The sequence below is a fragment of the Cryptosporangium minutisporangium genome, from assembly GCF_039536245.1.
In the GTDB taxonomy this organism is placed as follows: Bacteria; Actinomycetota; Actinomycetes; order Mycobacteriales; family Cryptosporangiaceae; genus Cryptosporangium; species Cryptosporangium minutisporangium.
Genome location: NZ_BAAAYN010000044.1, coordinates 311,468 through 334,507 on the forward strand (window position 1 = coordinate 311,468; position 23,040 = coordinate 334,507).

At 72.1% G+C, this 23,040-nt stretch carries 21 protein-coding genes; 9 read left to right on the forward strand and 12 right to left on the reverse strand.

All coding sequences use genetic code 11. The features are described from left to right. Nucleotides 1-16: 16 nt before the first annotated feature. Nucleotides 17-853, reverse strand: a complete 837-nt coding sequence (locus tag ABEB28_RS31850; protein ID WP_345731945.1) for a TIGR03619 family F420-dependent LLM class oxidoreductase — start codon at nt 851-853, stop codon at nt 17-19. A 74-nt stretch (nt 854-927) separates the two neighbouring features. Between ABEB28_RS31850 and ABEB28_RS31855 the strand changes: the two genes are divergently transcribed. Together ABEB28_RS31855 and ABEB28_RS31860 are read left to right on the forward strand one after the other, a co-directional pair. Further along, on the forward strand, nt 928-1,323 hold the full coding sequence (locus ABEB28_RS31855; protein WP_345731946.1) for a VOC family protein: 396 nt from the start codon (nt 928-930) through the stop codon (nt 1,321-1,323). Nucleotides 1,324-1,433: 110 nt separating this feature from the next. Continuing rightward, nucleotides 1,434-3,122 carry a tetratricopeptide repeat protein gene (locus tag ABEB28_RS31860; protein ID WP_345731947.1) on the forward strand — a complete coding sequence of 563 codons (1,689 nt, stop codon included), beginning with the start codon at nt 1,434-1,436 and terminating at the stop codon, nt 3,120-3,122. 2 nt (nt 3,123-3,124) lie between these two features. Here ABEB28_RS31860 and ABEB28_RS31865 read toward each other — a convergent pair whose 3' ends face one another. Together ABEB28_RS31865 and ABEB28_RS31870 are read right to left on the reverse strand one after the other, a co-directional pair. Beyond that, nucleotides 3,125-6,460 carry an NACHT domain-containing protein gene (locus ABEB28_RS31865; protein WP_345731948.1) on the reverse strand — a complete coding sequence of 1,112 codons (3,336 nt, stop codon included), beginning with the start codon at nt 6,458-6,460 and terminating at the stop codon, nt 3,125-3,127. Between the two features lie 32 nt (nt 6,461-6,492). Further along, nucleotides 6,493-7,287: an alpha/beta hydrolase gene (locus ABEB28_RS31870; protein ID WP_345731949.1), complete on the reverse strand. Its 795-nt coding sequence runs from the start codon at nt 7,285-7,287 to the stop codon at nt 6,493-6,495. Nucleotides 7,288-7,342: 55 nt separating this feature from the next. Between ABEB28_RS31870 and ABEB28_RS31875 the strand changes: the two genes are divergently transcribed. Together ABEB28_RS31875 and ABEB28_RS31880 are read left to right on the forward strand one after the other, a co-directional pair. Beyond that, nucleotides 7,343-7,516, forward strand: coding sequence for a glycine zipper domain-containing protein (locus tag ABEB28_RS31875; RefSeq protein WP_345731950.1), 174 nt, complete (start codon nt 7,343-7,345; stop codon nt 7,514-7,516). A gap of 88 nt (nt 7,517-7,604) precedes the next feature. Next, entirely contained in the window at nt 7,605-8,351 is a 747-nt protein-coding gene (locus ABEB28_RS31880) for a maleylpyruvate isomerase family mycothiol-dependent enzyme (protein ID WP_345731951.1), read from the forward strand. A 116-nt stretch (nt 8,352-8,467) separates the two neighbouring features. Here the strand turns inward: ABEB28_RS31880 and ABEB28_RS31885 are convergent, their stop codons facing one another. Then, the gene (locus ABEB28_RS31885; RefSeq protein ID WP_345731952.1) at nt 8,468-8,833 is read right to left on the reverse strand and encodes a VOC family protein; all 366 of its coding nucleotides are present in this window, start codon (nt 8,831-8,833) and stop codon (nt 8,468-8,470) included. A 72-nt stretch (nt 8,834-8,905) separates the two neighbouring features. Here ABEB28_RS31885 and ABEB28_RS31890 point away from each other — a divergent pair, with 72 nt between their 5' ends. Next, on the forward strand, nt 8,906-9,313 hold the full coding sequence (locus tag ABEB28_RS31890) for a MarR family winged helix-turn-helix transcriptional regulator (protein ID WP_345731953.1): 408 nt from the start codon (nt 8,906-8,908) through the stop codon (nt 9,311-9,313). A gap of 703 nt (nt 9,314-10,016) precedes the next feature. After that, nucleotides 10,017-10,835 (forward strand): MerR family transcriptional regulator, encoded by an 819-nt coding sequence (locus ABEB28_RS31895; RefSeq protein WP_345731954.1) that lies wholly within the window; start codon nt 10,017-10,019, stop codon nt 10,833-10,835. Nucleotides 10,836-10,853: 18 nt separating this feature from the next. On the opposite strand, the gene ABEB28_RS31900 is transcribed toward ABEB28_RS31895, so the two are convergent. After that, on the reverse strand, nt 10,854-12,098 hold the full coding sequence (locus ABEB28_RS31900; RefSeq protein WP_345731955.1) for a helix-turn-helix domain-containing protein: 1,245 nt from the start codon (nt 12,096-12,098) through the stop codon (nt 10,854-10,856). Between the two features lie 337 nt (nt 12,099-12,435). Here ABEB28_RS31900 and ABEB28_RS31905 point away from each other — a divergent pair, with 337 nt between their 5' ends. After that, a complete protein-coding gene (locus ABEB28_RS31905; RefSeq protein WP_345731956.1) occupies nt 12,436-12,687 on the forward strand; it encodes a hypothetical protein in 252 nt (83 codons plus the stop codon). 8 nt (nt 12,688-12,695) lie between these two features. Here ABEB28_RS31905 and ABEB28_RS31910 read toward each other — a convergent pair whose 3' ends face one another. The 3 genes from ABEB28_RS31910 to ABEB28_RS31920 are packed head-to-tail and all read right to left on the reverse strand — an operon-like array spanning nt 12,696 to nt 16,275. Further along, nucleotides 12,696-13,484 (reverse strand): vWA domain-containing protein, encoded by a 789-nt coding sequence (locus ABEB28_RS31910; RefSeq protein ID WP_345731957.1) that lies wholly within the window; start codon nt 13,482-13,484, stop codon nt 12,696-12,698. Continuing rightward, complete coding sequence (locus tag ABEB28_RS31915) at nt 13,481-15,196, reverse strand: hypothetical protein (RefSeq protein ID WP_345731958.1); 1,716 nt, start codon at nt 15,194-15,196, stop codon at nt 13,481-13,483. Before ABEB28_RS31915 ends, ABEB28_RS31910 begins: the two co-directional genes overlap by 4 nt. Beyond that, nucleotides 15,193-16,275, reverse strand: a complete 1,083-nt coding sequence (locus ABEB28_RS31920; RefSeq protein ID WP_345731959.1) for an OmpA family protein — start codon at nt 16,273-16,275, stop codon at nt 15,193-15,195. The genes ABEB28_RS31915 and ABEB28_RS31920 overlap by 4 nt, the downstream gene beginning before the upstream one ends. Nucleotides 16,276-16,678: 403 nt before the next feature. Here ABEB28_RS31920 and ABEB28_RS31925 point away from each other — a divergent pair, with 403 nt between their 5' ends. Then, a complete protein-coding gene (locus ABEB28_RS31925) occupies nt 16,679-18,457 on the forward strand; it encodes a sensor histidine kinase (RefSeq protein ID WP_345731960.1) in 1,779 nt (592 codons plus the stop codon). Between the two features lie 8 nt (nt 18,458-18,465). Here ABEB28_RS31925 and ABEB28_RS31930 read toward each other — a convergent pair whose 3' ends face one another. From ABEB28_RS31930 to ABEB28_RS31940, 3 genes are read right to left on the reverse strand one after another with little or no spacing between them, the layout of a single operon-like run. Next, nucleotides 18,466-19,131: a response regulator transcription factor gene (locus ABEB28_RS31930; protein ID WP_345731961.1), complete on the reverse strand. Its 666-nt coding sequence runs from the start codon at nt 19,129-19,131 to the stop codon at nt 18,466-18,468. Nucleotides 19,132-19,158: 27 nt separating this feature from the next. Next, complete coding sequence (locus ABEB28_RS31935) at nt 19,159-20,556, reverse strand: sensor histidine kinase (RefSeq protein WP_345731962.1); 1,398 nt, start codon at nt 20,554-20,556, stop codon at nt 19,159-19,161. 56 nt (nt 20,557-20,612) lie between these two features. Beyond that, nucleotides 20,613-21,614 carry a nitronate monooxygenase gene (locus tag ABEB28_RS31940; protein WP_345731963.1) on the reverse strand — a complete coding sequence of 334 codons (1,002 nt, stop codon included), beginning with the start codon at nt 21,612-21,614 and terminating at the stop codon, nt 20,613-20,615. 81 nt (nt 21,615-21,695) lie between these two features. On the opposite strand from ABEB28_RS31940, the gene ABEB28_RS31945 reads away from it, so the two are divergent. After that, the gene (locus ABEB28_RS31945) at nt 21,696-22,508 is read left to right on the forward strand and encodes an alpha/beta fold hydrolase (RefSeq protein WP_345731964.1); all 813 of its coding nucleotides are present in this window, start codon (nt 21,696-21,698) and stop codon (nt 22,506-22,508) included. On the opposite strand, the gene ABEB28_RS31950 is transcribed toward ABEB28_RS31945, so the two are convergent. Then, nucleotides 22,493-23,038 carry a DUF6300 family protein gene (locus ABEB28_RS31950; protein WP_345731965.1) on the reverse strand — a complete coding sequence of 182 codons (546 nt, stop codon included), beginning with the start codon at nt 23,036-23,038 and terminating at the stop codon, nt 22,493-22,495. The genes ABEB28_RS31945 and ABEB28_RS31950 overlap by 16 nt on opposite strands. Nucleotides 23,039-23,040: the final 2 nt, after the last annotated feature.

Consider the following 23,040-nt stretch of genomic DNA (forward strand, 5'->3'; position numbering starts at 1 on the left):
ATCCCGCGCGTCGGGCTCAGGCGAGGTTGAACCTCTTGGCGAACGCCGACAGTTGCTCGGTCGTCTCCGCACCCACGACCAACCGGGTGACACCCTGCGCGGCGTACGCCTCGACTTGAGCCGGCTCCAGGTCGATCGAGCCCCACCGGGTGTACTCCAGCGCGTCCGGGTCACGCCCGGCACCCCGAGCCTCCGCCCGCGCCAGCTCCAGCTGTTCGACGCGCTCCTGCGGTGTCAGCGCACCGCCCGGGAAGTAGCCGTTGCCCCGGCGGCCGGCACGCCGGGCGGCGGCCCGGCTGGATCCACCGACGTGGATCGGCAGCTCGGCGACTCCGTAGGGCTTCGGGAAGCTGCAGATGTTCTCGAATCCGAAGAATTCGCCGTGGTGACTGACGCCGTGTTCGTCACCACGCCAGAGCAGCCGGAGAACGTCGATCGCCTCGTCGGCTCGGCGGCCCCGACTCGAGAAGTCGACGCCGACCGCCGCGGCCTCGCCCGGCAGCGTGCCGACCCCGACCGTCAGCAGCCGCATCCGCCCCCGCGACAGCGCGTCGATCGTCGCGAGCCGTTTCGCCAGCACCACGGGGTGCCGGTACGGCAGCAGCAGCACCGCGGTACCCAACAGGATCCGTTCGGTGGACGCCGCGACGAAGCTCAAACAGTCGAGCGGGTCGGCGTAGGGCAGCGCCGGCGGGAAATCGAACGGCCCGAGCTTCGCGCCCGGATAGAGGACGAGGTGCTCGTTGACGAAGAACGACTCGAAGCCACACGCTTCGGCGTGCCGGGCGAAGCCGACGAGCCGATCCGGATCCATCCCGGCGGTGGCGGTGCTGTAACTGACGCCGAATTCCACCTGGCGGACGCTAGGGGTTGACGTCGACGTCAACGCAACGTTTGGGGCGTCGGGACGGGCGGAACGCACGAGCCATGAGCTATCCGATCCTGCGACAGACGGTGTTGGACTGCGAGGACACCCGGGAGCTGGCCGAGTTCTACCGGCAGTTGCTCGGCTTGGAGTACCGGCCAGGGGACGAGCCGGAGAACGGCGACAAGGACTGGCTCGTGCTCCGCAATCCGGGCGGGGCTCAGCTCGCGTTCCAGCAGGTCGAGAAACTCCCCAGAGCGACCTGGCCGGAGGGCCAGCACCCGCAGCAGCTGCACCTCGACCTCACGGTGTCCGACCCCGAAACGCTCACCGCGCAGCGCGACCGCGCGCTGGCACTCGGGGCCGAGCCGCTCCTCGACCGGTTCGACGATCCGGACGAGCCGCTCTACGTCTTCGCCGACCCGGCCGGCCACCCGTTCTGCATCTTCGTCGAGTAGCCGCGATCCTCGGGAAGCCTCTGACGGCGACTTTCGGGAAACCCGCGCACCGGACCGCTCGGAAGCGCGCAGTACGGTGGTCACCTCGGTGACTGCGAGAGGAGAGCGGTGTGGCGGGATGGTCCCTGACCGGCCGGTCCAACCCGAAACCCGTGCTGAAGATCACTGACCAGCGCGGCCGGCCTCCGCGCCTCGGCGACGTCTCGCTGAGTGACCTCGGTGTGCACGCCCCGCACCCCACCTACGTCGCCCGCGAGGCCGATACCGCGCTGGCGAAACTGTTCGCCGACGATGCCCCGCTGATCGTCGTCCACGGGAAAAGGCTGGTCGGTGCGACCCGCACCCTGGCCGAAGCGGCCAGGACCCACCTGCCGGACCACACCCTGCTGGCGTTCCACCCGGACCCACGGATACCGCTGACCGAGCTGGTCGCGGCCGCGAAGCGGTACGCGAAGAACGGCGCGGTGCTCTGGTTCGACGGCGCGGGTACCGAGCTGCTCCGGCAGCTCGGCCAGGTGGAGCTCCCGGCGGGGGTACGGGCGTTGGTCACCGCCCACGCCGGTCTGCTCGGCGGTGCCCGGTTGCCCGACCCGGTGCCGGGTGCGGCGGTCGAGGTCGGTCCCCTCACCGCGAGCGAGCTGGACGCTCTGCGCGAGGCCCAGAGCGACGTACCGGCCGACGCGAAGGCCACCAGGGTGGGGCTGCTGCTCGTACCGCTGGAGCCGGTGAAGACCGCGCTGTCCGGCGACAGCGACGAGCGCAGCATCCGGTTCGACCGGCAGGCGCTGCTGCACCTGCTCACCGACTGGCAGCGGATGGATCCGCCGGTGCCGCTGACCGCCAAGATCCTGGTGACGCTCTACGGCGACTACCGGCGCGAGCTGGCACATCTCGACGGGCGGGCCGCGGTGTCGACGCCGGGGCGCGAGCGCGCGATGGAGTGGGCGCTGGAGCTCGGGCTGCTCACCGAGGTGTTCGCGAAGGGCGGCGAGTTCTACTACGGCAGCGGGCTGCTGTCGGCGGTCGCGGACGGACAGCGGCGGCCGGTGAGCGGGCCGTTCTGGCAGTACGTCGCCCGGGCGTTCGAGCCGGATGCCCGCCGCACGATCGGTCTGACCGCGTTCGACCGCGGCGACTACCCGCACGCCCGCGACCTGCTCGACCAGCTGGACGACGTCCCACAGCACGTGACGTACGTGATCGCGTACCGGGCGCACCGCGGCGGCAGCGTGGCCATCGCGCGGCGCTGGTACGAGAAGGCGATCGCGGCCGGGTCGGTGCCGGCGCTGGTCGATCTCGGGGTACTGGAGGCCGCCGAGGGGCGGGCGGACGAAGCGCGGAAGTGGTTCCAGGCGGCGGTCGACACCGGGGACGCCACGGAGGCCCCCCGCGCGATGCGGGGTTTCGGGGTGCTGGAGAAGGAGCAGGGCAACCCGGAGCAGGCCCGGCAGTGGTTCGTCGACGCGGTGGGCGGCGAGGACTCGGTGCAGGCCGCGAACGCGATGGTCGATCTCGGTGTGCTGGCGGAGGAGCGCGGAGAGGTCGACGAGGCCCGCTCCTGGTACGAGAAGGCGAGCGAGAGCCACCAGCCGGCCGCCGCGTCCGTCGCCGGCGCCAACCTGCGCGTCCTGACCGACGAACCGAGCACCGACCCTGCCGCCGACCCGCCAGCCACCGAGGACGCCGCACCGGCCGACGCCGAAGACGCCGCACCGGCCGACGCGGCCGAACCCGAGGACGCTGCGACGCCCGAACCCGAGGACGCCGCAACGTCCGAGGAGCCCGGCTCCGCTCGCTGACCTCAGCGAGCGGCTTGATCGGCGGGCCACCCAGCAGCCAGCAACTGACGGGCGGTGAACCCGTCCAGGGCCGCCGCGGACGACGCCGCACGCTCACCGAGCGTCCGTAGGGTCTCCGGCTCGTCCGGCCACCAGGCGGCGAGCACCTGCACCGCGACCAGACGCACGTCGTCGTCCGGGTCGTTGGCGGCCCGATCGAGCAGCAGCCGCCGGGTGTCCTCGTCGGGCCGAACCCGGGCCACGATGCTGACCACGCTGTGCCGGACCGACTGCGCCGAGTCGTCCATGGCGCGGCGCAGCACCAGTCGTCGAACGTCAGGGTCGTGCGTCCACCGCTCGGCCAGCACGGTCATCGCGGCCGTGCGGACGACGGCGTCGTCGGTTGCCGTCTCGACGAGCCCGGTCAGCGTCCGGAGCGTGTCGGGATCGTCCGGCCAGCGGTCGGCGAGCGCGTACACCGCCGCGTGCGCGATCCATCCGCGGGAGTTCTCGGTGATCGACCGAACCTGTGCCAGGGCCTCGGCGTCGCGGCGTGTGTCGTCGGCGAGCACCGTGAAGGCCGACCCGTCACCGTGCACGGGCCGGGCGGTCGCGGGGGCGGCTCGAAGCGCCTTCTGCGCGTCCGCGTGGTCGCTCCAGTCGCGTCGGAGGATCGTGGCCGCCTGCCGGCCGACCAGCGGACCGTCGTCGAACGTCAGCCGGTCGACGACGAGGGCCAACGTGCTCGGCTCCCGAGGGCGGAGGCGGCTGATCGCGGCGAGGGCGACCCAGCGCGGTTCGGCGTGGGGATCCCCGGCCGCGCGTTCCTGGAGCAGACGCAGGGTACGGGGGTCGTCCGCCCAGCGCGCGGCCAGCTTCTCGAGCGCCGCCCGCCGCAGGAGCGGCGCCCGGTCCTGGACCGCGACGGTTCGGAGGAGGCTGTCTCCGTCCGGCCACGTCTCGCCCAGGATCTGCACGGCTGTGGCCCGGACGAGAGGCGCGTCGTCGTGGAGCGCGCGGTGGCCGACGAGCGTCCTGAAGGCCGCCCGGCTTCGCCAGTGCCGCGCCAGCGCCCGCAGCGCGGCCGCCCGTACCGCGGCGTGCGCCGAGGCCGCCTGCTCGTGCAGCCAGCCAGGAGTGTGCGGGTGGTGGTCGGCGAGAGCTTCCACGGCTGCGGCGGCCAGTTCCGCGGCGTCCGACGTGGTGACCAGGTCGTACAGGAACCGTCGGATCGTCTCGTCTTCGGCGCAGAGCGCGCCGAGCACCCGAACGCCGGTGGGCGACGGAAGGCTCCGGCCGTGCGTGAGGTACCAGTCGCGGTATTCGTCGCGACCGGGCCAGGCCGCGCCGAGCGTCGCCAACACCGGCAGGACGCCGTCCTCGAACTCGGCGAGCGCGGTCGCCGAGCCGACGGCGCTCGCGTGCACCAACGCGAGCATGAGCGCGCGGATCACCCGACGACCCTGCGGGACGAGCCGACCGACCGGACGGACTTCGCCGAGGCACCGGACCGCGAGGAGCAGCGGGCGGGGCATCGCCCGGTCGCGGAGCCACCACAGCGGGTCGGTGCCTAACAGGTCGTCGACGACCTGGCCGACCACGCGGACGTCCACAACTCCGGCCAGCAGCACCAGGACGTCGTGCCAGGCCGGGTCGTCCCAGTGGAGGGTGCAGAGCTCGCGGAACCGGTGCGTGAGCGCCGCCGCGGCGAAGTACTCCAGGAACGCCCGATGGACGAACACGTAGCTTCGGTCGTCGCACCGGCGCAGCAGGAAGCTGCGCTCGACGAACTGGTCGACCAGCGCGCTCGCGACGATCTTCGCCCGGCCCGGTGGCTCGCCGTACCGCTCGGCCAGGTAGTCGCCGAACTCCGCGAGCAGATCCGCGCGGGTCAGACGGTCACCGCTCTGGACGCGCGCGGCCACGCGCCGGAGCAGCGCGAACCGATCGTCTCGGTCGACGTGGTCCATCGCCACCCGCCCTTCACGCAGGTGGCGGCTCCCGTCCCACTCCTCCACCAGCACGGAGGCGGCGTGGGCGTAGACGCTCCGTCGGTCCCGGGGGAGTTCGTGGCGACGCCCGGCGATCGCCAGCATCGTCAGGAGCAGCGGGTTGCCTGCTAGCTCCCGCAGCGACGGTGAGCTCCGAATCGCGTTTTCCAAGCGGTGACCGGCGTCCGGCTGACCGGCGCGGGCGTACCAGGTCGCCAGGAACGTCTCGACCCGCCCGGCGTCGAAGTCCTCGAGGACGAAGTGGGTGAACCCCGCATTCTCCAACGGAGCGCGCCGGTAACCCACCGTCCGTGAAGTGACCACCGCACGAAGGTTCGGCCAGCGGCTCACCGTCGTCACGATCTGCCGGGCCACCAGCTCCCGCAGCTGCGGTTCGAGCACCTCGTCGAGGCCGTCGAACAGCACCAGCGCCGGACCCCCACCGTCGAGATAGTCGACGAGTCGTCCGCGCGGAATCCCGCTACCGGCCAGCCGGTACTCGCGGTCCAGGTAGTCCAGGACCGAGCCCTCCGTGGCCCACCGACCGTACGACCCCAGCTCGACGACGATCGGCAGGTGGCCGGCGAGGGCTGGGAGCGAACCCTCGTCGTCGGCCAGCGCGAGCGCCACGAACCGGACCAGCGTCGACTTGCCTGCCCCCGGGTCGCCGAGCAGGACCAGGTGGCGCTCGGAACCCGCGAGGACGTCCAGGACCGGGCTCCCCGAGCCCCGCGGCGGGTCGGCACGTACCCGCGGAGGTACGAACACCGACTGGAGCCGCATCGGCGGATGGTCGTCGTGGCCCGTCGGTGTGAGCACGTCGAGGTCCAGGTGCCGGTACCGCCCGGACAGCGCTGCTCGGTGAGCCGTCGGCCACTCGTCGTCCGCCTCGGCGGCGTCGAGTTCGCGGAGCGCCTGGTAGACGGCGAGCTCCAGGGCGGCGGGTGTGTCGACCTGCTGGCTGACGAAACCGGCCCGCCACAGCCGTCCCCGGAACGCGTCGATCGCTGCTCCGTCCTGGTCGACGAGGCGCCGCGGTATCGGCGCCTCCTCGTCGAGGAGGAAGACCAGCCTCGGGATGCCGGCTTCGGTGGCCGTCCGGAACTCAAGCTCGGTATAGGACAGTTCGGCGCCGGGCACGAGCGACCCGTAGCGGAAGCCGATGATCCCGACGTAGACGGCGCTCTCGCGGACGCGCTGGCGGCAGTAGGTCGCGGGCTCGCGGTCGCGTGCGGCGAAGTACTCCATGTCGATGGGCGTCCGTTCGGCGCGGACGATTCCGCGGAGTGCCGCCTCGGCGAACGATCGGTCGGCGGGGTACTCCGCCATGTCGGAGGTCCGGCTGACGAAGACCGGTCCGGGAGCCACGACCCGAGTCTATAGAGGAGGTACCAACGAGTTCAGTGGGTCGTGATCCACGCGACGGTCTCGCGGATGACCAGGGCCTGCCACTCCCGGGTCCGCGGATCCGCGTAATCGGGGTCGTCGTGCACGGCGAACCCGTGCTGCGCCCCGTCGATCTCGATCAGTGTGCACTTGGCGGGCACCTGGTCGACCGCCTCGCGCGACGAGTCGACGTTGACGAACGTGTCCTTGCTGCCGTGCACGAGCAGTGTGGGCGTTGCGATGCGACGTAACGCGTCCCGGGCGGACAGGTGGAACACCTCGTTGAGCAGCGCGCGCCCGAGCTTGAACGACGGTGAGTGCTCGACGTAACCGCAGCGGTCCAGCTCCGCGGCGGCCGCCGGGTTGATCCGGTCGCCGGACCAGTACGGCTTCTCGTCCACAAATCTTCGCTTGTAGTCGAGGAGCGGGTTGTACAGGACCAGGCTCCGGAGGGTGCAGGACGCGGCCACCAGCGCACAGATACCGCCGCTGAAGCTCGTTCCGATCAGCGTCGGAGGTGCCGCGAGCCGGCTGACCTCGTCCAGTGCGGCCCGTACGTCGTTGGCGACGGCGGCCAACGTCAGCTCCTCCTGGCGTCCGCCGCTCTCGCCGTGACCTCGCAGGTCGAATCGGAGGGAGGCGATGCCGGCCGCGGTGAGTGCCTCGGCGAGCCGGACGTAGAAGCCGCCTTCGTCGCGGCTCACCCCACCGCCGTGGACGAGCACCGCCGACCGGGTCGGCGGATGCGGCGGCACGGCCAGGGTGCCGATGAGTCGAGTACCGTCGTGGCTACGGAATGTGACGGACATCAGGCACCTCCCGGTGCGGGGTGACCTCATCCGCGTACCCCTTTACCGTGGAGATATGAGCAAGAAGCAGTCTCCCGAGAGCAAGGCCAGCACCGGCATCGCCTTAGGGGTCGCGCTGGGTGTCGCGTTCGGTCTGCTCTTCCACAACTTCTTGATCGGCATCGCGTTAGGCATCGCGATCAGCGCCGGGTATGGGGTCAGCTGGTCGGATCTTCGCCGTCGGCGCTGAGTCGTGGATCGGTCCAGAGGGTGAACGCGTCACCGCGACGCGCGGACCGGTTAACGCACAGGGGCTCCCGGCGAGCTACCGTCACGTCATGGACCACGGGGAATACTGCAAAGCGCTGTTCCGCGAGATCGATCGGTTAGCCGCGCTCCTGTCGGACGCCGACCTGACCACGGCGGTCCCGAGCTGCCCCGCCTGGGACCTGGCGAAGCTCGCTGCTCACGTCGGCTCGACCGAGCGGTGGGTCACCGCGATGATCTCCTCCGGCTCCACCGAGAGGCTGCCGCTCTCGGATTACGAGCAGGACATCCCCACCGAGGCGACCGCGCTGTCCGACTGGGTAGCCGCCGGCGTCGACGCGCTGATCAGCGCTCTCGTCGCGGCCCCTGCGCACCAGCAGGTGTGGACGCTCGGCGGAGCAACCCGCCCCACGCTGTTCTGGGCCCGGCGGATGCTCCACGAGGCAACCGTCCATCGAGTGGACGCCGCACTGGCGCTCGGCGCCCCCGCCACCATCGATCCGGCGGTGGCCACCGATGGTGTAGAGGAACTGCTGACGATCCTTCCGTACGCACCCCGGCTGGCCGGTTTCGGTGCGGTCCGCGGGGACGGGCGGTCGATCGAGCTGGTCGCTACCGACGTCGACGTCCGGTGGTGCATCGACATCGGCTCGTCCGGGTTCGAGTGGTCCCGGGTGACGGCCGCGTCCGACGCCGACGTCACGGCAACCGCCCCGATCGCCGGCCTCTACCTGTTCCTCTGGGGACGGCCTTCGGTCCCGCAGATCACCGGTGACTCCGGCCTCCTGGCCCGCTGGTCGGCCGCGACCGCTTTTTAGATCGACGCGTGCCCGGCGGACGTGGGTGAGCTCGCCCGCGTCCGCCGGGGCTGAGCGCGCGACGTTCCGCTCCGCCGTCGGGCGTCCGAAGTGCTCCTCGCGTCCTCGTTCCGCGCTCACGACGGCGACACGGTGAAAAACTCGTAGCTGTGGCCGTCCGGATCGCCGACGTAAACGCCGCGCCCGCCGGCCAGGTGGTTGATCCGGCGGTCCCAGCCGTGCTCGGGCCCGGAGCCGAACGGAATGCCGTCCAGCCGGCCGAGCAGGGCGTCGAACGTCTCGTCGTCGACGAGGAAGCCGTAGTGGCCGGCCGTGAACGGGCCGCGATCGTCGAAGTCCAGCGTCAGGTCGTCGTTGACCTGGACGGGAGTGAACGGCCCGGTCGGCGGGCCGACGCTGCGGCTGATCAGCCGCGCGAAGAACGCCGCCGAGGCGTCCTTGTCGCGGGCGCGGACGATCGTGTGGTTGAGGACGACGGTCATGCGAGCACCTCCGATATATGCGATCCGCATGCAATATAGATGCGATCCGCATGCGTTGGCTAGAGTGCCGACATGACCGACGGTGGGCCTGCGCTGTTCCGGCTGGTGCGGTTCTGGTCGCGGCGCTGGGCCCGGGGCGCCGTGGAACACCCTCAGGTGGTGCTGGTCGTGGAGGCCGTGCACGCCGCCGGTGCGGACGCGAGCGTGAACGACGTCGCCCGGCAGCTGGGGCTGGACCAGTCCGGAGCCAGCCGGATGGTGGCGGCAGCCACCGCCGAGGGCTACCTGGTACGCGCCCGCGCCGCGACGGACGCCCGCCGCACCGCCCTACGGCTCACCCCCGCAGGCTACGAGCTCCTGACCGCGGCGCGGAGTTGGCAGCGCGAGACGTTCGAGCAGCTCACGGCGCACTGGCCGGCGTCGGACCGGGAGCGCTTCGCGGGCTACCTGCACCGCCTGGCCGACGAAGCCGGCGCCTGACCCGTCTCGCGCCCGCCGCAACCGGGCCGCATACCACCGAGACGTCTACGTGGACGTGGACGTACCGCTTACACACGAACTGAGATGCTGCGCCGCCGGGCTGATACTCCCGCCGGGTTCGGCGATCACCGGTCGCTCGGCCGCGTGCTTGCGTGACCTTCCTCTTGGCGAGCCCGACGACCCGGTGCACGTCATCGTTCCGGAGGGCCGGCGGAGTCAGATGAAGGGTCTACGGGTGCGGCGAGCCTTCCTTCCTCGGGCACACGTTCATCCCGGGCCGCCAGCCGTCACGGTGCCGGAGCGAACCGCGTGGGAGATCGCGCGTGAACGCAATCTGGTCGAGGCGGTGGCAGCGCTCGACCTGCTGTATCACTGGAACTACGTCCGGCAGGAGGCGATGGTCCGCTGGGTGGCCCCGCAGCGAAGGCGCTCGCATTGGCGGACGGCCGTGCCGTATCGCCGCAGGAGTCGCGCGCTCGGGTCCGCCTCACGCTGGCCGGATTCCCGCCGCCGGTACCGCAGTTCAAAGTCTTCTGCGGTGATCAGTTCCTTGCCCGAGTCGACTTGGCGTGGCCGGCCGCACGAGTGGCGGTCGCGCCGCGCTTGCGTAGGCTCTCGCGGATTGGTGAGTTACTGGGGTTACGGCGGATCGGATAGCCCGCTCTGCTCACCAATCGATGCGTACCGGAACGTAGGTCGTGCCATGTTCAGTATCGGAGACTTCGCGACGCTGGGTCGGGTGTCGGTGCGCATGCTGCGCCACTACGACACCCTCGGGCTCCTCGTGCCGGAACGGGCCCCGTCGGGGTACCGCTACTACCGCGCCGAACAGCTGCACGCCCTCAATCGGATCACCGCGCTGAAAGGGCTCGGCTTCTCGCTGGCTCAGGTGAAGACGATCCTCCACGACGACGTCGGGGTGGACGAACTGCGCGGGATGCTGCGGATGCGGCGCGCGGAGCTCGACGCGCAGATGGCCGCCGATCAGGCCCGGCTGCGCGCCGTCGAGGTGAGGCTCCGGTTGATCGAGAGCGAGGGCCGGATGAGTGTCGACGAAATCGTCGTCAAGCCCGTCGCGCCGGTCCGGGTCGCGGCGCTGCAGACCACCGTGAGCAGCTACGACTCAGGGGAGATCGGGCCGGCGATCCAGCCGCTCTACCAGGAGCTGTGCGCGCACCTGGACGCTGCGGGCATCGTCCCGATCGGCGCCGGCGTCTCGTTCTTCGACGGCACCGGCGAGGACGGCCAGCCGATCCGGATCAGCGCGGGCATGCAGGTCGGCGCGGCACCGGACCCGTCGTACGGCTTCGAGATCGTGGACCTCCCGGCGATCCCGGCGGCGGCCACCCTCGTGCACCGCGGTGCGATGGACACCGTCGACGCGAGCTACCAGGCGCTCGCGGCCTGGATCTCCGACCACGGGTACCGGATGCTGGGGCACTCCCGCGAGGTGTACCTGGAGTTCTCCGAAGACCACGACAAGTGGGTCAACGAGATCCAGATCGCCGTCGAGAAGGCGTGACCACCAGCGGGCGGCGCGTCAGCGCGTCCAGGAGCGGACCGTGTCGAACAGGCGCTGCACCGCGAGTGGGCGCTCGGTCCCACGGCGGAGGACACCCGCGAGCCGACGCAGCTCCGCCCGGATTCGGGACGAGTTGACGTCGCTCGCCGTATCGTACGCCGCCAACCCCACCCGGGCCGCCTCCTCGGGTTGGCCGGCCCGGGCCAACGACGTCCCCATCAGCGCCAGGAAGTAGGCCCGGTCCCGCCGGGAGAACCCGTGGTAGGCCTGCCAGCGGGCGTGCGACTCCAGCGCGCGCTCCGGCTCGCCCGCTTCGCAGTAGCAGAGCGCGGCCTGCACGCAGAACAGCGGGAAGACGTAGGCGGCGCCGAGCTCGTCGGCGTCCGGTTCGCCGCTGCCATGGAGCAGGTTCTCGGCTTCGTGCAGCTTCGCCTGGATCGCCGGGAGGCGCGCGCCCAGCATCGCCTGGGCGCGCGCCTCCTGCTGCGCGGCTTCGGCTCGGACGCGGGCCGGCACCTGCCACGGCCCTTCCTGCACCGCGCGGGACAGCGTCAGCATGCGGGGCGCGTCCCGGTCGTCCCACGCGGCCTGGCTCTTGCGCAGCAGCACGTATCCCTGCATCGCCAGGTCGCCGGCTTCCTGCGCCCACTCCGTCGCCCGGTCCCGCCAGTACGACGCCTGGGTGCGTCCGCCGGCGTCGCGGTAGAGCCAGCCGGTGAACTCCGCCGCCCGGGCGCCGACGCCGAGCAGGTCGCGTCGTAGCTCGGGACGGATCGTTCTCGCGCTCCGATCCACCGCACCGACCAGCCCCAACGCGGCCGGTAGCGCGGTCCGCGGTCCCCACGAACCGTCTTCGCGCCCGAGCGCCCGCAACCGTTCGCGGAACTGCGCGACGACGTCACCGTCGAAGTAGTGCCGGGCGTCCTCCAGGGCGGCGGTGATCTTGCCGAGGTCGTCCGCCGTCAGCGCGGGCAGGCGGGTGTCCGGTTCCGGGCTCGGCGTCAGTACGTCGACGTCCGGCTCGGCCGTACCGGAGAGCAGGTGGGAGAAGCGTTCCCGCTCCGCGACGGACGCCCGGGCGAGCGCGGTGTCGAGTATCGCCTGCATGTCCGGCCGTGGTCGGATGTCGGTCCCGCCCGCCTCCCAGTTGGAGATCGTGCGCGCCGCCACCCCGAGACGGCCGGCGAAATCACGAATACTCAGCCGCAACGCTTCCCGCAGAGCACGCGCTTCTCGCCCCGTCCAGTGGGTGACAGCGGTCATCCGGCCTCCGGTTCGCGGGGGTAGACGGTGCCCGGATGCGCGTCTTCTGTGCTGGGAACGTGCGGAGTTTTCAGCGCGAGTGCAGCGGCGCTGCAGCGGTCCGGCCTACCTGCCGTGTCCGCCGCGTATCAGGCTAGAGGTATCCGCTTCGTCGCGCCGTCCGGGAGCTGCGGCGGAGAGCACCTCGGCTGCCTCCTCTCCACTCCGGACGGCGGCCACGCCCAGCTCCTCTCCCGGCGGTGCGTGGGTTCGCGCGGCATCTGGCTTACCCGGTCGCCGGCCCCGCGTCCTCCCTACCGCCGGGAGAGGCCTCGTTTCTGGCGGAAGGAGTCCTCCGATGGCTCAGCATCCCGCGGCCACACCGGTGAGACCGGCGGACCGTACGTTCCGGCCACCGGGCTGGAGCCGCGACGCCACTGCCGAAGACGTGGAGACCGCGCACCGGATACTGCCGATGCATGCCCCCACCGACTCCACCCAGGGCTCCTGCGCGAGCGCGCTGCACCTGATCAACGCGCCGGCCTGGCCCTGCGAGCAGTACCTCTGGGCCAAGGCGGTCCTGGACGCAGCCGAACGCCGCGAGATCTAGGTCGCGCCCTACTTCGTCGGCGACGCCGAGACCCGCGAGCGAGCGAGTTGCTGGCCGGTCAGCTCGGCGATCGTGCGTCCGATCGCGACCGCCGTCGCGTCGGCGTCGTACCCGTCGAACTTGCGCGGCTGCGCCGACGGGAAGGCCGTGGTCCAGCTGCTCGGGACGTCGATCGCCTGGCCGGGCACGAGCAGCTCGATGTCGCTCACGTCGTGCTGCTGCAGCAATGCCCGTCCGGCCGGCTCGCTGAGCGGCAGGTCGGTGACTTGCGCATCGGAGAGCAACAGCACCGCGGTGTCGCACTTCGTCGCGCGGAACGCGTCCACCTGCGCGAGCGCCGGGCCGATCAGCGTGCCGCCACCGTCGGCCACGCCCGGTGCGGACGGTGTCGTTCCGGCCGACCGGGCGGCGGTCGGCGGGAGGCGCACGCTGGCGGTCTGGGCGAAGTCGACGAGGGCGAGTTCGTCGGAGTCGCGAAGGTTCTTCGCCAGCCACGGAAGCAGCCGGCTCAGCGCGGCGTCACGCGCTCCGGCGTAGTCCTGCATGGACCCGGACGTGTCGACCATCAGCGTGATGCGGAGGCACTCCGGACCGCGACGGCCCTCCAGCGCGTAGTCGCCGAGGGCGCCGGCGATCGGTGCGGTGCCGTTCTCGTCCTCGCGTTCGCAGCTGACGAAGAGCAGCCAGAGCAGCGGCAGGAGCAGCAGGAGCCCGAGGAGCGCCAGCCGGAGGCGGCGGGACGGATCGCCCAGCCGGGGCGACCGCCCGAAGCGAGGCCCGGGAGCGAGCGTCGTCACGGCCGGTGTTCCGGCGCGGGGATCGGCGGCCCGTAGCCGTTGACCGGTGCCTCCTCGGTCGGCCTCCAGGTCGGCGGCTGCGTCGGCGTGCCTGTCGCCGATGCGGAACCGAACGGCTCCAGGTGGAACAGGCGCTCCCGTAGCTCGGTGATCCGCCGCGCGGCGGACGCGGAGTCCTCCGGCCGGCTCCGCGACAGGTGCTCGATGGCGTCCTCCACCCGGCGCAGCGGGCCGATCGCCATACCGGTCCCGAACAGCACCAGCGGCTCGGTCGAGGGAAGGCCGGTGAGCCCGTCGCGGGTGCCGTCGTTGCCGGGCGTGGCCCAGTTGCCGAGGTGCGCGGAGCGCGGGTCGCCCACGGCCGGCGGCTCGGGTACCCCGTAGGGCCCGGGGGCACCGTAGGGCCCGGGCGCACCGTAGGGCTGTCCGGCGGCGGGGTAGGACAGGGTTCCCGAGGGTGGCGGCCCGGCCTGCTCCGCGACCTGCTGCCCGGGGGTGCCCGGCAGTTGCTGGGTGACCGCGTTCTCGGCCGGCGTCGGCGCAGCGGCCTGGTCGCCCGGGTGCGCGCTGGCCGTCGCGGCGCCGGGCGCGTCCGGTGCGGCGGGCTGCTGTCCGGCCTGCAGCGGCTGGGGTTGCGTGGCCTGCGGCCCCGGCTGCTGGTACGGCACCTCCGGGTACTGCCCGGCCTGGCCCTGCGGCCACTGCGCGTACTGCGGCGGCACGTAGGTCGGCGGCGCGTAGCCGTTCGGCGACACCGCCCGGGCGTCCGCGATCATCCGCGCTCCCACCGCGACGATGCGCTCGTACGCGTCCAGCTGCGTCTGCACCTCGGCCCGCAGCTCCTCCCAGGCGCGGTGATGAGCCAGATCGGCCTTGGTCTTCGCCACGACCAGCTTGTCGAACACCCGGGACCGCTCCCGCGTCTGCTCGCGGATCTCGGACACCAGGAACACCCGGGCCGCCGCGTCGGCGAGCAGTACCGCGACGAAGATCGCCGCCATCGGGAGTGCGGGCGGCGGCAGTGACCCGATCGGCGCGGTCTCCTCGTCGAACCGGAAGTTGATCAGCCACCCGACCGCGATCAGCGCGAGCACGAACGCGATCGCTGCGAAGACCGCTCCGATCCGGTCCTTCCGTCCGACGCCGGGGTACCCGGCCAGCCATCGGTGGCCCAGCGGACCGACGACCCGCGCCGTCGCCACTCCGACCACCGGAATGAAGACCGCGAGCAGTGCCGCGCCGACGCGGGACGGGTCGTACCACGGCGTGTCCGGCTCGACGATGTCGTCGAAGATCGAGTACCAGAAGAAGACCTCGACCACGATGAAGACCACCTCGACGATGGTCAGCACCCGCCCGGTGATCAACGGGCGGTGCGGGTCGAAGTCCTCGGCGAACACCTCGGAACGACGATCCGCTGCCCCGTCCGACGTGGTCCGGCGGTGACCTCGCCAGATCGGGTCGGCCCTGGTCGCGTCCAGGCGCTGACCGGCCAGCACCGCGCCGAAGTCGGCCGCGTCCAGCTGGTGTTGCTTGCGTAACAGCCGTCGGGAAGCCTTGGCGTCCGCCGCGGCGATCGTCGAGTTGACCTCGACCAACACGCCGATCTGGCCGGGCGTCATCCCGGCGGGAGCCGCCGGCTCACGGGCGAGTACCCGCTGACGCTGACGTTCGACCCCGCGAGTGCCGAACAACCGGGCGAAGAAGCTCATCGCGTGCACCCTCCGGGTCGGATCTCGATCTCCACCCGCCGGTTGCGCGCGGCCGCGGCGGTGTCGTGGCGACCGTTGACGAATTCCTCGACGGTCGGGCGCTCGGCGCCGTAGCCGATCGACTCCAGCCGTGCGGTGTTCACTCCGCGGGCGGACAGTGCGGTGACCACGGCCTGCGCCCGACGCGTCGAGAGGTCCTGGCGATAGGCGGCGTCGCCGTACCGCGCGGTGTGTCCGGAGACGACGGCGGTCGCCTCGGCGTCGTTCTTCAGCTGGTCGGCGATCGGGTCGAGGACGCCGTCGGCGCCCGGTTGCAGGTCGGCGCTGTCCGCGGTGAACAGCAGCGACGAGGGGATCGACACCCGGGTCGCGCAGCCGTCCCGCACCTCGGTCGCGGCGGGCACCGTGATCGGATCGGCGGGCAGCCCGGACGGCGGCGGCGTCGTGCGGGCGGCGTGCTCGGACTGGAAGGTCACGCTGGCGCCGGCGGCCTTCAGCACCGCGGTCCAGATCGTCTGGAGCGACGTGCGTGCGGACTGCGGCAACCGCTGCTCGGTCGACGTGTCGCCGAGGCCGGTCCAGAGGATCTTCTGGCCGCGCAGCGCGGGCGACAGCGCGTTCGCCTCGCGCAGCGCGTCGGCCAGGCCGGCCGGCTCGACGTCGAACTGCTGCTTGTTGAGGTCGAACTCACCGCTGTTGGACACGCCGTCGGAGACCACCAGGATCGTCTCCGGTTTGTCCTCGGCGGCCCGGCCGAGCGCAGTGAGGATGCGGCTGCCGGGGCCGGAGGGCCGCAGTTCTTCACCTCGCGCCCAGGTCGGGACGCAGTCCAGGGCGAGCGCGCGTGCGCGCTGCGAGGCCTGCGAGTCCGATCCCGGGGCCGGGTCGAGCGCGACCGTGCGTGAGGGCGGGGCCGCCGCACCGTCGACGCCGATGAGGACGAGCGCGTCGCTCCGCTCCTGCGCGGCCTTCAACGCCGACGTGACGCCCGGCGGCAACGCGCCGAACAGCGCAGATGCGGTGTTGTCGACGACGAGTGCTGTCTTGCGCGCGCCCGCCTCCGGCGCGACGTCGGCCACTCGGGCGCACTCGGAGTCCGAACGTCCGGTAGCGGTGTCCTCCGACGGCTCGTCGCTCGAGCAACCAGTGAGAATGGTGAGAGCGGTGGTGGCTACGATCAGTAACGAGAGACGGGTCCGACTCCAGCCGGACAGTCCGTTTCCTCGCATCAACACATCTCCCCACGTCGCTTGGACTCGCTGCTCACAGCGTTTCTGTTCGACGCAAGGCGGGACGAGGGTGTCCACCCGACCGATAATCGGGAAATCCCCTGCTGTTACCGGGGGTTATCCCTCTAGGGAAATCAGTTTCCTTGCTCGCCCCGCAGGTGAGCGCCGTCGCCGCCCGTCGCATGTGGGCGATGGTCGAGGGGCGAAAAGCGCAGTAACAGATTGATCACCGCACGGCCCGCTGGGGGTGTCTGTGGCTCGACGCACGACTTCAGCGCTACGTGCCCTCGCCGTCGCCGTGCTCGCGGGCGCCGTCGCGTTCGGCTGCGGCTATCCGTACTGGACCGACCATCCGTGGTACGGCGTGCTCGCGGTGGCTGAGTGCGCGGTCACGGCGGCCGTCGGCGTTACGCTGATCGGGACGCCCGCCACCCGGCCGGCCGGAGCGTTGCTGATCGTCGCCGGGTTGGCCTGGGCGCTCTCCGGGGCCGCCGACTGGAACGTCGGCGTGGTGCCGTTGCTCGCCGACTGGGCGAGCGCGACGTTCTTCCTGACGCTCGGCGTGGCCGCGTTGCTGTACCCCACCGGTCACCTGCAGCACCGCGTCGAGAAGTGGTGGATTTACACGGCGGTGGCGGTGATCGGCGGCGGTCAGCTGCTCGTCACGGTGGCCGGTCGTCCGGAGTGGCTGGGGTACTCGCGCGACGTACCCTGGCCGACGCTCCTCGGTGACCGTGGACTGTTCGAGAGCGTGCTGGTCGCCGTATCGGTCGTCAACATCGCGCTCGCGCTGTCCTACGCGGCGGTGCTCGGGTTCCGGGTGCGGCGGGCCACCGCGTTCGCGCGCCCGGCGACGATCGGCGTGGTGGTGGTCGTCGCCTGCGTGGGCCTCGTGGTGGCCGTGACCCAGCGCGGGCAGGCGCTGGTCGACCTCGACGCCGCCTACGACGCCGCGGTCGTGCAGGGCACGGTGGCGCTGGTAGTCCCGCTCGCGCTGTTCGGTGCCGGGGTGTACGAGCGGTGGCTGGCCGCCGCCGTCACCGACCGCCTGCTGCGGCAGACCCAACCGGCCTCGGTGGTCCGGGTCCGGGACGCGCTCCGCACCGTGCTCCGCGATCCGTCGCTCGATCTGCTGTTCTGGTCGCCGGATCACGGCGGCTGGGTCGACACCGGCGGACGGTCGATCACCGTCAACCTCAGCCGAGCGGCTACGCGACCCGCCGACTCCCCGGACGGCCGGTGGTTACGGCTGGTCGCCGCCTCCGACGGCAGCCCACTGGCCGTCGTCGACGTCGATCGGTCGCTGGGTGCGAGCCGGCGCTTCGTCGACGCCGCGATCGACGCCGGGCGTCCGGCGCTGCAGAACGCTCAACTGGAAGCGGTCGTGCGGGCCCAGCAGGCGACCGTCGTCGAACAGCTCCGGCGGACGCGACACGCGCAGGCCGAAGCGCTGGCCGCCGAGACCAGGGCGCGCCGGCGACTGGAGCACGACCTGCACGACCGGGTACAGGTGCAGATCACGGCCACCCTGCAGCGGCTCGCGGTGGCGATCTACCGGAACGACGATCCACAGGTCGCCGCGCTGCTGGGCGAGTGCAAGCGGCTGCTCGACGTGGCCGCGCGCGACGTCCGGCTGTTCGCCCGCGGCGTCAACCCGGCGGTGCTGGAGTCCGACGGGCTCCGCGGTGCCTTACGTGCGCTGGCGGACGGTTTCCCGGGCCTGGTGGACGCCCGCGTGGTCGCCACCCGTTACCCGGCGACGCTGGAGTCCGGGCTGTTCCTTGCGCTGTCGGAGGCGGTGGCCAACGCGGTCCGGCACGCCGGGGCGTCGTCGATCCTGGTCGAGGTGGCGCAGGACGGCGAGTTCGTGGTCGGCCGGGTAACCGACGACGGAAGCGGAACCGCTCGGCTGAGCCCGACCGGTGGCCTGGAGAACCTGCGGGAGCGGATCGGTGCGCTCGGCGGCAGCACCGAACTGGACAGCGAGCCGGGCCGGGGCACCCGGCTGACGATCCGGCTGCCCGTGCCCTAGGCAGGGTCCTAACTGCGCTGGGCGCGGAAGTACCGGAGGACGGCGATCACGCGGCGGTTCTGGGTCGTGTCGGCGGGCAGGTCGAGCTTGGTGAAGATTCGGGCGATGTTGTTCTCCACGGTCTTCGTGGTCAGGTGCAGCTCGGCCGCGATGCCCTCGTTCGAGTGCCCCTCGGCCATCGACCGGAGGACGTCCATCTCCCGGGCGGACAGCCGATCCAACTCGTGCGGCCCTTCCGCGGCGAGGCGGTCGACCAGCTCCGGCTCCACCACGGTCTCACCGGCCACGATCCGCAGCAGCGCACCGCGGAGCGTCTCGACGTCGGCGACCTGGTCCTTGAGCCGGTAGCCGAGGCCGCTCGACCCCAGCCGCTTGAGCAGGCGCATCAGGTACGGCGCTTCGGCGTACTGGGAGAGCATCAGGATGCCGAGCTGCGGATGGCGCTCCCGCAGTTTCTCGGCGGTGTCCAGGCCGCCCTCCGGATGCGGGGCCATCCGGATGTCCAGGATGACGACGTCCGGCACGTCGCCGTCCACCAGCGACAGCAACTCGGTACCGTCCCGCGCCTGGTGGACGACCTCGACGCCGGCCGCCTCGAGCAGTAGGCGCAGACCTTCGCGGAACAGCGCGGCGTCGTCGGCGATCGCTACCCGCAACGTCCTTCCGGCGGTCACCGGCGACTCCTCATCGGCGGCTCCTCATCAGCACGGGAGATCGACGTCGACGACGAAGTCCGCGGTCGGCAGCTCGGTGATCGAAAGGGCCCCGCCCGCCGCCCGCACCCGGAGGGCGATCGAGCTCTCCAGCGCCTCGTCGGCGGTGAGTCGCCGGGCGCAGGGGTCGGTCCGGCCGGTGATCCGTAACCGCAGGCGGACGCCGTCGGTCGTCGCGATCACGTCGACCACCCCGTCCGCTCGGTGGATGTACGCAGTGAGCATCCAGCAGACCACGTAGTAGGCGAGTGCTTCCGCCGTCGGCGCGAACCGGCCCGGGGGGACCACGACGCGCACCGGGATCCCGTAGCGGCCGGCGGCCGACTCCACCGCCACCCCCAGACCGGACTCGGTGAGCGTCGTGGAGTGGATGCCGTGCGCCAGCTCCCGCAGCTCCCGCAGAGCCAGGCCGAGCTGGGCCTGCGCGTCGGCGAGCACCTGCCCGGCCTGCGCGTCGGTGCGGCTGCGGGCGGCACCCAGCCGCATCGTGAGTGCGGACAGACGGGTCTGAGCACCGTCGTGCAGCAGCTGCTCCAGCTCGCGGCGTTCGGCCCACCCCGCCTCCAACGCTCGGGACTGGACCCCGTGTGCGCTCGCCACCGCGTTCAGCCGCGCGGCCTCCAACGCCGGGCCGATCAACGTCATAGTGGCGGCTACCTGGTCGCGGAACCGCACGTGCTGGACGTCGACGTACACCACCGCCACCGGGTCCCTGGCGGGGCCGACGACGTCCACCACCAGTCGGTCGTCGCGTCCGGTCACGGTGTGGCCGTCGGCGTCGACGTACGTGCCCCCGCCGGGCAGCCAGTAGTGGACCTCCAGCCGGGGATCGCCGAGCGACCGCCGGAGCGTCGTCTGCACCGCGGTCCCGGTGATCGGCCGGGGCAGCTTCGCGACCTGCTCGACGACGTCGAGCTGGTACAGCCGGACGCGCAGCGTCGTGGCGACGATCGCAGTGGCCAGCAGCGCGAGCACCACGTCGACCACCACGATCGGAAGCGTCGACGTCAGGTCGGCCAGGACCGGGGCGCCGCCCGACCAGAGCAGCCCGCCCACGACCCAGGCCGCAGGCCGAGCGCCGACGCCCGGCCGCAGCCCGTTCAGGAGAACGCCGAGCAACCCGAAGGCCGACGCGACCAGCGTGTTCGCCGCCGCGAACAGTGGCTGGGTGCCCCAGAGCGGACGTTGGAGCTCGGCGGCGAGCACGCCGACCGCGACCGTCACCGCGGCTGCGGTGACGAGGAAGCGGGAACGGCTCGTCCGTGTGGCTCGTCCGGCCAGCTGCTCACGGCTGAGCCGGGTCGTCGGTGAACCCGGTCCGACCGGCGGCTGCTGAGGTCGCGTGACCTCGGAGAAGGCCGGAGGCTGGGACGGGTTCAGTTGCACGCTTCTTGAGTAACGGTCCGGTCGCGGCCCCGGCCAGGGTGCTTACACCCAAAGCATCAGGGGGTGAGGGCGCGGATGATGGCGCCGGCCGGAGCGACCTGCGCGGACGCGTGCCCGGTGCCTGCCCACAGTGCCATCCGGTCGGGGTCACCGGCCTTGGTGGCGGCGGCGCGCAGCGGCCGGGTCAGGTGGTGGACCTGCGGGTAGGCCTCGATCTCCGCCGGGCCGTGATCCCGGATGAACGCGTTGACCAGGCCGCGGGCGCGGCGCCCGGTGAAGGCCCTGGTGATCGTGGTCTCCGCGGCGCTCGCCAGGGCGGCCTTGTGCGGCTCGGACGCCCCACTCTCCGGCGCCCGGAGGAGTGCGGTGCCCACTTGGGCGTAGGACGCGCCTGCCGTGAGGACGCGTCGGACGGCGTCCGCGTCGGCGAGGCCACCGGCGGCGACCAGCGGGACGTCGGTGAGCGGGCGGACCTCGGCGAGCAGGGTGTCCAGCGGAACCGGCTCGGCGTCCGGCGTCCAGGCGCCACGGTGCGCACCGGCCTCGGCTCCCTGCAGGAGCAGCGCGTCGGCGCCCGCCGCGACGGCGCTTCTCGCCTCGTCGGCGGTGGTGACGGTGACCGCGACCGCCGAGCCGGCGCGCTGAAGAGCGGCGATCGTGCCGTCGGCGGGGCAACCGAACGTCAGGCTGACCACCGGCAGCGGATCGGCCAGCAGCAACTCGACCTTGGCCGCCCAGTCGTCGTCGTCCCAACGGGGAGCACCGAGCGCCACGCCGAGCCGGTCGGCGTCCGGTGCGATGCGGCCGGCGTAGGCGTCGATCGCTTGGGCGTTCGCCCGGTCCGGCCAGGGCGCGAACAAGTTCACGCCGAACGGCGCGCGGGTGCGATCGCGAACCGCGGCGATCCGGTCGTGCAGCTGGCCCGCGGTCAGGTAACCGGCGGCGACGAACCCCAGCGCGCCGGCCTCGGTGACCGCCGCGACCAGCTCGGGGGTGGTCGCCCCGCCCGCCATCGGCGACTGGACGATCGGCAGCTCGGTGACGGGCAGCGTCGGCACTCCCCAAGCTTTCCACACCTGTGGATAGAACCTGTGTACGAAGAATGTTTGCCCACGTCAGAGCGGAGGCACGCCCAGGCCATGGCGAGGATCACTGTGCCGAATGGGGAGCTGTTTCTCGACGAGCGCGGACAGGGCACACCCGTCGTGCTGCTGCACGGTGGTCTCCTCGATCATCGGATGTGGGACGCCACCGTCGAGCGGCTCGCCGCCGCTCACCGGGTGATCCGATACGACGCGCGGTCGCACGGCCGATCGACGTCGGCCGCGGGAGACTACTCGCCGGCCGAGGACCTCAGGGCAGTGCTCGGGGCGGCGGCGCCGGAGGGTGCCGCGGTGGTCGGGCTCTCGCTCGGCGCCAGGACAGCGATCGACTTCGCCCTGCGGTGGCCGGATCTGGTCGAGCGGCTGGTGCTGGTGTCGCCGGGGGCCAGCGGGATGGAGTTCGCCGACCCGTTCATCGTGGACCTGCAGGCCCAACAGGTCGAGGCGGTGCAGCGCGCCGACGCGGACGGGTTCGTGGAGTCGTTCCTGCGGATGTGGGTCGACGGGCCGCAGCGTCGGCCGGACGAGACCGATCCGGGCGTCCGAGCGGCCTGCCGCCGGATGGCGATGACGGTGGCGACGGATCACTACACCGCGCACGGCGCGCTGCTGGAGGACCGGGCCGTCGACCGGCTCGCCGAGCTGCGTCCGCCGCTGCTGGTGGTGACCGGTGCGTTGGACTCCACCGACATCCTCAGGCTGTCCGACGCGATCATCGACGCTGTGCCGGGGGCCGCCGCCGTGCGGATCCCGACGGCGGCGCACACGGTTCCTCTGGACACCCCGGACGCGTTCCACGCCGCGGTGGTGCCGTTCTTGGCGGCGCGCGAACCTCAGGGCCAGCGATAGATCCGAGCCCGCGGTGGCCACGGGCGGGCGGCGCGGGGTTCGGCGTCCGCGAAAGCCACCCACGCCTCGGTGCGGTCGCCGCCCACCATGCCGGCCAGCGCCGCCCACTCCCGGGCGTCCACGTAGGGGCGGCAGTCGTCGCAGGCGAACCAGTCACCCGCCGGAACCGAGACCGCGGGACCCGCCCGGTAGGCCCAGCGCGGCACCGCGGCTTCGCAGAAGTCGCACATCAGCCCCGCGCCGGTCGCCGTCGGGGCCGCTACGGACGCTGCCCACGCGTCCACCGTCGCCTGCAGCGCGGTGCCGTCCACCGAGGGCGGCGAGACCGTCTCCACCCACGGCAGCAGCAGCGCGGCCAGCTCCTCGACCTGGGCGGGGGTGTTGATCCGGCCGTTCACGGCGAACCACAGCACGACCGGACCACCCGTCGGATGGTCCAGGTCGCACTGCGCGCACAGCACCGCGCTCTCCGACGACCCGACCTCCACAGCCAGCAGGGCCGGCCCGCCGCAGCGGGGGCAGTAGACCACCG

Bases quoted from the DNA above. Each gene is read 5' to 3' on its own strand.
- ABEB28_RS31855 (WP_345731946.1), top strand. From the start codon at position 928: ATGAGCTATCCGATCCTGCGACAGACGGTGTTGGACTGCGAGGACACC.
- ABEB28_RS31870 (WP_345731949.1), bottom strand. From the start codon at position 7,287: ATGTCCGTCACATTCCGTAGCCACGACGGTACTCGACTCATCGGCACC.
- ABEB28_RS31875 (WP_345731950.1), top strand. From the start codon at position 7,343: ATGAGCAAGAAGCAGTCTCCCGAGAGCAAGGCCAGCACCGGCATCGCC.
- ABEB28_RS31880 (WP_345731951.1), top strand. From the start codon at position 7,605: ATGGACCACGGGGAATACTGCAAAGCGCTGTTCCGCGAGATCGATCGG.
- ABEB28_RS31885 (WP_345731952.1), bottom strand. From the start codon at position 8,833: ATGACCGTCGTCCTCAACCACACGATCGTCCGCGCCCGCGACAAGGAC.
- ABEB28_RS31890 (WP_345731953.1), top strand. From the start codon at position 8,906: ATGACCGACGGTGGGCCTGCGCTGTTCCGGCTGGTGCGGTTCTGGTCG.
- ABEB28_RS31895 (WP_345731954.1), top strand. From the start codon at position 10,017: ATGTTCAGTATCGGAGACTTCGCGACGCTGGGTCGGGTGTCGGTGCGC.
- ABEB28_RS31900 (WP_345731955.1), bottom strand. From the start codon at position 12,098: ATGACCGCTGTCACCCACTGGACGGGGCGAGAAGCGCGTGCTCTGCGG.
- ABEB28_RS31905 (WP_345731956.1), top strand. From the start codon at position 12,436: ATGGCTCAGCATCCCGCGGCCACACCGGTGAGACCGGCGGACCGTACG.
- ABEB28_RS31915 (WP_345731958.1), bottom strand. From the start codon at position 15,196: ATGAGCTTCTTCGCCCGGTTGTTCGGCACTCGCGGGGTCGAACGTCAG.
- ABEB28_RS31945 (WP_345731964.1), top strand. From the start codon at position 21,696: ATGGCGAGGATCACTGTGCCGAATGGGGAGCTGTTTCTCGACGAGCGC.